Source organism: Microbulbifer halophilus, assembly GCF_026183675.1.
GTDB classification, from domain to species: Bacteria; Pseudomonadota; Gammaproteobacteria; order Pseudomonadales; family Cellvibrionaceae; genus Microbulbifer; species Microbulbifer halophilus.
Genome location: NZ_JAPIVK010000073.1, coordinates 1 through 2,625, shown reverse-complemented (window position 1 = coordinate 2,625; position 2,625 = coordinate 1). Strand labels below are relative to the sequence as shown.

The 2,625-nt window shown below is 60.3% G+C and carries 2 protein-coding genes; both read left to right on the top strand.

What is annotated here, in order from left to right; genetic code table 11:
* Positions 1–1,822: SDR family NAD(P)-dependent oxidoreductase (locus tag OQE62_RS19220; protein ID WP_265723662.1), on the top strand; the 1,822-nt coding region annotated here is incomplete at its 5' end.
* Between the two features lie 32 nt (positions 1,823–1,854).
* On the top strand, positions 1,855–2,625 hold a 771-nt coding region (locus tag OQE62_RS19215), incomplete at its 3' end, for a polyketide synthase (RefSeq protein WP_265723661.1).

Below are 2,625 nucleotides of genomic sequence, written 5' to 3'. Positions count from 1 at the left end.
CGCCGACTGGTTTCACGTGCCGGTCTGGACGCAGTTGCCAAACAGCCCGAAGCCATATTCGGTACCGGGGAGCGGTTGGATTCTGTTCCGAGACCGTGCCGGTGTCGCGGCGCGCATCGCAAACAGATTGCGGGAAGAGGGACAGCGCGTTCTGGAAGTTGTCGAAGGGCAGGGCTTCGCCGAGAACGGAGATGTGGTCAGCCTCCGCCTGGGCGAGGCGGGTGATTTCGATCTGCTCTGTCGCACGCTTGAGGAGCGAGGAGACTGGTCCCACGTCGTCTACACATGTTGCACCGATCGCGTGGGCAGTGACTATAGGCGCGCGCAAGACATTGGCGTTCATGCGCTGGCGGCGTTCTGCGCCGCTATTGGACGGCGACCGCGGCTGCGTATACAGACCCTGACGGCGATCACCAGCGGACTTGGCGATGTACAGGGAACCGAAGCGTCCGATCCACTCAAAGGCGGTGTACTGGGACTGCTGCCGGTAATCGAACAGGAGTACGGAATGCGTTGCCGGTCCATCGATATCGATGACGGCAGCGATGTGGTATCTGTGTGCGATATCCTGCTCGACGGATCGGAATCCGCTCGCTTCGCCGTTCGCGGCAGCCGCTGCTGGAAGCTCAGCCACACTACCCTGGATGCAAATGTTTCCGGCCCGCTACCCTGGCGCAGGGAGGGGGTCTATCTCATCACTGGAGGCTTGGGCGACCTCGGCCTGCTGTTCGCGGAATATCTGGCGCGCCATTATCGGGCTCGGCTAGTCCTTACTTCCCGCCAGACACTACCGGAGAGGGGTGACTGGGAAGCCTGGGGCGCCGATGCGAAATCCGGATGCCCTATTGCGGACAAACTGCGCCGCCTGCTTGCACTGGAGGCAATTGGGGCGCAGGTCCTGGTTTTGGCCGCGGATGCGACCGATGCTACCGCAATGGCCGAGGTGGTCGCGCAGACAAAGTCGCGTTTCGGTGCTATCAACGGTGCCATGCATGCAGCAGGCGTTTCCGGTGGAAACTTGATCCAACAGTATTCCCGCGATGAGACGGAAAGCATACTTGCGCCGAAGGTTTGCGGTGCGCAAGTGTTGCTTGAAGCGCTTGCACAAGAGCGGATGGATATCGTGATTCTGCACGCGTCGTTGTTGGGATCAACGGGCGTTGTTGGCCAGGGTGCCTATGCGGCGGCCAATACAGCGCTGAACACGATCGCGCAAGCCTGGGCGAGGAATGGAATGCGGATCGTGTCGATAGCTTGGGATGGCTGGCGTCAGACAGGTATGGCACACCGCGCGGGTGTATTCGCCGATGCGTCGGCGGCCGGTGGCATCGGCAATGAGGACGGAATCGCCGCGCTCGAGTTCATCCTCGCGCGCACCCGCTCACCGCAGGTGCTGGTCAGCACCTTGCCCTTCGAGCAGGCGCTGGCATCGCAGGCGGCGCTGACGACACCGGAGCCGCTTGCGCGGCATGAAAGGCCCGAGCTGGATACAGTCTTCCAGCCAAGTCGGTGCAAACTCGAGGAACAACTTGTCGGTATCTGGCGAGATGTGCTCGCCCTGCACAGCGTCGGCGTTCATGACAACTTCTTCGAGCTCGGCGGCACATCGCTGCTGATGTCGGAAGTACTGCGCCGTATACACCGCGAGCTTTCGTCGAACATATCGATCACCGAGCTTTTTCAGCACCCGACGATATATTCACTTTCCAAGCGTCTCGATGGGACAGCTGACTCAGGTGAGGCCACAGGCGCGGCCGATCTCGGCAATCGACGCAAGGAAGCCCTAAACAAGAAAAAGCGCCGGGCCGTTTTCACACAATAACATTTAACAGCCTCATCTAGGTAGGCAGATACATGACTGAACAGCAGGACTCCAACGATCAGAGCCTTATCGCAATAACCGGCATGGCGTGCCGCTTTCCCGGCGCGGACACATCCGAGAGCTTCTGGCGCAACCTGTGCGACGGCGTTGAGTCGATCCGCCGGTTGAGCGAAGAGGCACTGGAGGAACGCGGCGTGGCCGAAACGACCCGCAAGCACCCCAATTACGTGCCGGTCTTCAGCGGACCGGAGAACATCGATATGTTCGATGCCGCATTCTTCGGCATGACGCCGGGAGAGGCGGAGTGCATGGATCCACAGCACCGACTGATGCTCGAATGTGCACACGAGGCGCTTGAGAGCGCGGGCGTCGTACCCAGCTCCGCCCAGCTTCGGATCGGTGTATTTGGCGGCATTGGGGTGAACAACTATCTGTTCGAGAACCTCTATTCGCTGCTTCCGGATGCTTTCAATTTGGCTGCGGACAGGTTCTCAAGAGATATGCAGATCGGGTTGGGCAACGAAAAATGTTATGCCTGTACGCGGATCTCGCACAAGCTCAACCTGAAGGGGCCGAGCGTCTACGTGGAGGCGGCATGTGCGACCTCGCTGGTTGCCATCCACATGGCCTGCAAGTCGCTGCTCGATTACGAATGCCAGGTGGCGATTGCGGGTGGCGCGAAAACGGAAATACCTTATGGTCTGGGGTACATGTATGAAAATGGCGGGATGACATCCCCCGACGGACAAGTGCGGGCATTCGATGCCGAGGCCAGGGGCACGGTATTCGCGAGCGGGGCCGGG